Consider the following 7,388-nt stretch of genomic DNA (forward strand, 5'->3'; position numbering starts at 1 on the left):
TCCTTAGTCGCGATTCCTTTATCGATAACCGCTTGGGCAAATCCTCTGGTGAATTTTCTTTTGCCGTTGTTGGTCTTTCAAATGTGATGTCTCCAAAATTCGAAATTCAATCACAAAAAAGTGAAGACCTTCTTGCTGCATACGCACAAGAGCTCACCCACCTACGAGAATCCGTGTCGAACAATGCGGTTACCGAAGCATTAGAACAGCTAACTTCTTTGCAAAAAAAAGCGGATAAATTGATCGACAAGAAAAAGTATTATGAAGCCAAACAATTGAGCATCCAAATCCTGCAGACACTTCCTGTTCCCAATAATTCTGCAGATAATTTCTGGAAGGCTGTTCCTAAAAACAACACAGATACCTTCACACGACAGATTGCGGATATCAACAAACACATCTGGGAATCTGCTTTAAGACTTCAAGAAGAAGCTCCCACACAAGATCAATTGCTCCAAATGTTGAAATCTCAAGTTATTATCTCTGTAATTGGAAACCTTCGTCTAGATCAACATGATTTATTAAGCATCATTGAACTCCATCCTCATTATCGCTTTGGATGGCTCCCAAGCCATCAAAAAGAGATTTCCGAGATTCAAAAATATCTGCAAGGAATGTTGAAGTGGCCTTGCCGCTATGATTTGTATGACCGTCCCTCACGCAGCCTCTCTTTTAAAAAACAAAAAGATAGAGAAAGTCGCAATATGATCGCAATGGCCCGCGTGCAATGCATGACTTCCAGCCTTTTAAAGCCTGAATATACCTTATACCCTTTCTATGGCAAGGGACAAGTTAACTCAGCTATGGGAGTTAATTATTTGGACTGGCTGGTCAAGGAAGCTGTCAATAAAGGAGCAAAAACGCCCCGTGAAAAAAGCGAAATGATCAAAGCAATTAAGTATCAAGACATCCAAAAACGCCTTGCTGCGATGGGACGGCTTGATGTTGAGTACGGAGATTTTGTTACAGAAACACCTTGTGTTAAAATCATTGATCACTCGTTTAGAGGAGACTCCCTCTGTTTTGCACCAAATATCTGGGGCGGAAGAGCTTACGGACTTAAGCAGTATGAAAAGAAATATCACTTTTACAACGACCAATCAAATACACGTCCACAAGCAGGAGCCTTTTTAGGGGAGGAAACCTACTTAGCTCGAAAAGATGAACAAAAAATTTCTCGCTCCAAAGCCTTAGGTCATCATGCAGACAAAGACAATACGTTAACTCAACAAAAAGGGCATACAGAACCAACCCTTTTAGCCGCAAATTTGCAGAGAGATCCGATTGGACAAGTTTCTCAAGCGGCACAATTTACTATCGATACAGCTCAAATAGCTTCTAAAGAAGGCATTTCCTACCAAAGCGTCTACGAACTTTTGAACTTAATCCGAACCCAAACCTACCTTCTTTCTCATTCAGAATTTCAACGAACGATTCTTTTAAATCTTGTTCGCCCCGGATTCCTCATGCAAGGAATTCAAAAAAACCCTCTATTTTTTGAAATCTTAGCTGAAGACCTTCACAAGCTTATCGAAGAAAAAATCCAGGCAGATAATGTCGCGCCTTTTTTAATTCTTCTTGGAGATACCATCGCAGAGCATGCAAAACAGCTGGAAGATGACAATATGGATTCTCTTATTGAATCTCTCCCTCGTTTTGATTCATCCATTCAAATTGGAGACATCGAAAAAACGGGTGAGGAGTGGCTATTTGAAAGTTTAAAAAACGCTGAAAAAAGTTTAGCAACGACTTCCCTTGCATTGATTTACTCGGCTTATAAAAAACCTCTTGATAGATATTCTGCAGATGACTTAGCTCATATCGTGCATGCAGCCACCATTTTTGAAACTACAAGTAACACTGTCGGAATTCCCCAATTCAATGTGGAAGCAAAAAAATGGATTCAAGAAAAACTCATCCCTTATTTACACGATGCATGTGAGCAAGACAAAACTTTTGTCAGTCCTTTTTTCGACCAGTGGATCCGGTTAGCCAAAAATGATCCTGCTTATTCTAGTACAGGTTGGGAGATGAAAAAAAATGTATTTTCCAATGCAGATTTTGAGATTGATCTTCACAATTTACATATTAGGCCTAAAGCAAAAGGGATCATGTTTGAAGGACAGCAGATTCCTCTCCCTCATGCCCTCGCACGTTTTACAAGCGATTTATTCGGAACAGATCCGATTAAAACAACGCTTCGTAAAGGGGGCACTCCTTTTGAAAACTATTATGACTTCTCCTTTCAAAATGAAAACTTCAGCATTTATCACAATCAGGCATCGGGAGAAATTCATATCTATCGAGAACTCCCCGTTCGCCCACAATACCCCCATGGGAAAAAGGAATGGTTTCAATATCTGCCACAAAAGCAACCTGAAGATTTTAACAAGTTGTCCGCCATTGAGCACATGGTTATCAAGAATGGTCTATGGATTAACACGAAAACCCCTCAAAAGGGATATGTATACGCACATGCACCTCAAGATGGAATTAAAGAAAGTGGCTATGAGATCCAACTAGACAAAAACGGAAAAATCTTACAAGCCAAAGATCCTATTTCCAAGCTTTTCATTGTCTTAGATAAGCGTCAAATCATGCGAGAAGCCGTTTCATTTGCCAATCCGGAAACAACCTTATTTTTAGCAAAATCCCCAAATCAAAGAGCTTCCGAAATACGATTTTTAGATAGCGACACCTCTCTACAACGCAAAGGAAGGGGTAAATGGGTGTACCACAACGAAAAACTTGGGGAAGGCAATCACTGGTTGACAGACCTTTCCGATGAACAACTGCTATTGCGTGAAAGAAGTGGAGCAAAAGCCTTTTTAGATTGCTTTGAAGGGATGCAGGACAAATTTATTTTGCCCGTTTCCAATGGTAAAACACATACATTTATCATTCATCCCTATCCGATTGTACGTCATAAAGGAGTCGCAAAAATAGAATTCGATTATGAGAAGAGCATTTTGCCTCCGCATGCGCCCCCTTTAACGATCACTTTTGACTCACAAGGTAAACAAGAGGGAAATCCCTCAGCATTTCTCTACCTGGCTTATTACTTCGCCCATATTAAAAATTATCGGATGGCAGAGCACTATTTAAATTTAGCCAAAAAAGCTGCAAGTACTTCCGCATCAGAAGTCCGCGTTTTAGAAAATCTAGAGGGATTGTTTGATCTGGAAGCGATTCAATCATTACGAGGAACTGCGTTTCAATTAAAAGCTCAGCTCGCCATTAAGCATGTGAAAACGCATCAGCTGAGTCAAACCCTCTATACACCTGCAAATTCTGGAGAATTTTTAGCCAATCTCCAACATATTGGGAAACTTTATAAGATTTATCAAAAAAGAGCCCACGATTTAAAAGAAGGGGCTTTGACTGCTGAAGAACTATATGAAATCAAACACTACGTACACATGTCGATGATTGAATATATAGAGAAATATGAGGCATCGCTGGAATCCAAAGAAGAAACTTTGGATGTAAAATTTTCTGAATTTGCTTATTTCACCTCCCAAAAAGCTTCTTCATCTTCTGATATTCTAACGTTCCTTTTGATGACTAATTTAGATAAAAAGTTTTCTGTGGATGAATTGATCACAAAAAAATCTGCCAATGCAGAATTTATGATCCGCCATTTCATCCATTTCATGTTCGCTATTCTAGAGGCAAAAAAAGCGAATCAGCCGGATGTTGTTCAAAAGATACAGCTATTCTTAAATGCCCCGAAAAATTGGGAAGTACACGATTCTAAAGAAAGTGAAGAGAACCTTATAATGGCAAAATTTGCCCATGAATATCTCAAACTACTATGTTTAAAAGAAACCCCATTTGGTATGGACACGGATGAAATGCGCAGCATGCTAAAAACTAGCCGAAAAAAGCTTCCTTTTTTTGCAAGAAACCTAGGCATTATTTCCGCCATATTTGATGTCCAAACAGATAAACTTCAACGCATTCAAGAATTAAAAAAAAGTTTTACAGATCATTTAAAATTGCTTGTTGGTGATGCGAGGATCCCTCTAGATACTCAAGGAACACACAGTAAGGTTAATGAAGGAGAGATGATGACCTCATTAGCCGCTATTTTGGCTGTTCTTGATGACAAGGTTAATAGTGGAGAAACAAACAATTTTAGTCCCTTAGAGTTAAATCAGATACGTCGCATGATTGAATCCGGAAATTACGATAAGCATAAAGCACATAAAATTGTGAGTTTATTGAGGGAATCCGAAGCCCACCAGTTTTCAGTTTTAGATTTTCGTAGCGAAGCCCAAAACATGCTGCAAATTCAAAAACTTGAAGAAGAAATCAAAGCTCGAGAGCCCTCTCAAATACTTCATATCGCACCTTTTCAAGCTTCCGATCTCTCTCTCGGATTCGATAAGATCCGCAACGAATTGCCAAGTCTTCACGCCCCTCAAGATGCAACATTACAAAAACGCTTAGATGCTTTAAATCAAAAAGTTGCGCGCTTAGAAACGTATTTTCAAGATGAGGAAGGAATCAAAAAGACTCTCTCAGAAGAAAATAAACAGCTCAGAATAGGCTTGCAAATAGCTAAAGAAAAATTGCAGGGAGAGATCAACCGTAAAACAGAATTTAGCAAAAATGAGATTCAAAACTTAAAAAAATGGCTAACTAAACAAGCCGCTGCTATGTATTCCGAAGATGTCACATTGCGCACGCAACTTCTTAATGAGATCAAGCATACATCACCCGATACGGCTCTTCCGAGCTCAATTCAAAGAATGGTTGAACAGCCCGAAATTTACACGGACTACGACTTGTTCAACGAAATTCTGCGTCTATATAAAAAACCATGCCAAGAAGAAGGTTTAGCTGCTTTTGATGCCAAAATAACAGAATACTTATTTAAATATACAGCTTACTTACAGGTGAAGAAGGCTCAAGGATTGCTTTCGGTAAAAAAACCAAGCTCTTCCGAAGCCGGAAAAGCCCTGCAAATGTTACACGCAGCTTTTAATGAAAAACGTTACGAAGAAGCTGGCATTCAAGATGGCTTGATCCCACGTGTATGTCTAGTTGCAGAAGCGCGGGACGGGTTTATTTACCGCCATGCCCAATTACTCGCGATCAAAGCCTTTGCTGAAAATCCCAATCAATGGGCATCTCTCATCATGGGTATCGGAAAAACATCGGTCATTTCCCCCTCTGTTGTACAAATACTTGCTGAGCTCGGCTATTTTGTTGTGAGTACAGTCCCAGAAACACTTTTAAAAGGAAATAGACAATCGGCAGACAAAGCTAGCCGTGCCTTATTTGATCAAGCTAACTTAGAGTTTTCGGTGCCTTTATCCGAAAATCTTTCTCATAGCTTATTAGCCGAAAAGTACTTACAACTCTTGAAAGTCGTCAAAGAAAACGGCTATGTCGTCACTTCTGTCGAAGAAATTTGCACACTTCACAATTTAATGATTCAGCTTGAAGAACAAAAAAGAGAGCTAAGCGAAAACCCCTGGCAAAACCGAGTGCAGATTTTAGTCGTACAGAAAAAATTGCACTATATCAAGAAAATGAGTCGTCTTATCCATGGAGAGGCTCACGAGTTAAAGATCAAAACACAATTCTTTGGTGACGAAGTCGATACTACACATGACATTTCACATGAAGTCAATTTAGCAACAGGAGCTGTATCTCCCCCCAATATCATTGTCAGAAAAGTCGCCCGTTCGATTTGTGAGTTGATTTTGAATTCAGCTTCTGATTCAAAGCTTCATCCTTTAAAACAGGCTTTATTCCAAGACTCGCAATCTGTTCTTGTGAAACATGAAATGGATAATTTCATGAAAGAAGCCGCCATTTTACTCCAGCAAGATCCGAAATTTTTGGAATATCTATCGCCAGAGCAAGCCACTATCGTCCAAAGCATTCCTTTGGACGAATGGACTAACTACATAACAGGTAGCTCAAGCATAAGGCCTGAAGCTTTAAATGAGTGGAATGAGGATGACGATAGCTTAAAATATTTAGCTGCTGCTAAGCAAATGCTCTCTCAAACATTTAAACAAATGTTAGCGATGAAGTCGGGTAATGATTTTGGACTTTCCGATTACAACGGCTTTTTAAATGTTCCTAAAGTCATGAAAAATGAAACTCCAGGTATGCGATTTGGGGATGAATTTGATCTAGTTGTCTCCCAATACTTAGGATATTTAGAATACTTGCCTGTAAAAAGCTTAACAGATAAATCAGAAGTCTTTTTGACAGAAGCACTCAAAACCTACCAAAATAAATATCCCACTCTGTACAAGAAGCTAATTGAAGATTACGTATCTTCTCAAACGGGGAAAACAGATGTGGAACGTTTATCATTGCTTCAATATTTAAAGTCCCCCGAAGCGTGGTCTCATCGCTTTAACTTATTAGATGAGATCATTTTCGATGGCGGATATATCACCCGTTTTGATCAACAGATCAGCACGAATGTTCAAGATATGTTCCACGGAAAAAGTTTTGGAGGAGTTACTGGAACGCTGGATCCGTATACCCTTCCTTATATTTCAGATGAGATTCAGTTTAACGAAAAAAAGGACACAGAAAAAGTTTCAACACGTGAAGTAGAAGCAGAAACCTTGTTACGGATGACCCTTAATCTTGAACAAGGAATTGATACTCCGGTCTCCATTTACGACGATCAGAAACCACTAGAACATCTTCTTCAATATGTTTTAAACAGCAAAACAACCAAAGGTTTTGTCAATAACAGCGGAGCTTCAAGTGAAGGTCTCGATATGCTTGCATGGATTGAAACGATTCGACAAGCCCGAGAAGGAGCTTCCCATTCTTACTATTTTCGTCATCCTCAGTTAGGCACACCTTTCATTTGGCCGAAAGATGCTCGAGAACCTGTCGCTTATAAAGGTCAAACACTGTCGGAAGATTACGTTTGCTTGTACGGACCCAATGATACTCGCGGTGTCGACCAGCCGATTGGCAAAGGAGATGTACACTTCTTCATAGGCGCAACAACACCTCTACAAGAGTTAATGCAAACACTCTACAGAGCACGTCGGATTGGGGATGACCACAAGATCATTCTACATATTCCTAAAACATGGGCAGATCAATTAAAACCACAAAATGGAAAAACTGTGACTTATGGAGATGTGGCTCGTTACATTGTCAGCAGAACCGCGGATTCTAAAGAAGGGATCAATGAAAGTGCTCAGCTAGAAAAAATCACAGGACAGCTGAAGGCTGTTGTCTCTCGTTACTTGCGCCAGACAAACCCTCAATTCGATAATCTATAATTTTGGGATGAGAACAACTTACCTCAATTTGCCCAAAATGTGGTGGGTGAAGTGAATATTTTTAATGAAGTTCGTAATTTGTATATCAAAAACAATCAGATCTATTTCCAA

1 protein-coding gene is annotated in these 7,388 nt (G+C 39.5%); it reads left to right on the top strand.

Annotated features, from left to right (window positions below; genetic code table 11):
- The first annotated feature begins 32 nt into the window (after window positions 1-32).
- A complete protein-coding gene (locus tag AB7E63_RS12630; RefSeq protein WP_428419616.1) occupies window positions 33-7,277 on the top strand; it encodes a hypothetical protein in 7,245 nt (2,414 codons plus the stop codon).
- The last annotated feature ends 111 nt before the right edge of the window (window positions 7,278-7,388 follow it).

This window comes from Parachlamydia sp., from assembly GCF_050255895.1.
In the GTDB taxonomy this organism is placed as follows: Bacteria; Chlamydiota; Chlamydiia; order Chlamydiales; family Parachlamydiaceae; genus Parachlamydia; species Parachlamydia acanthamoebae.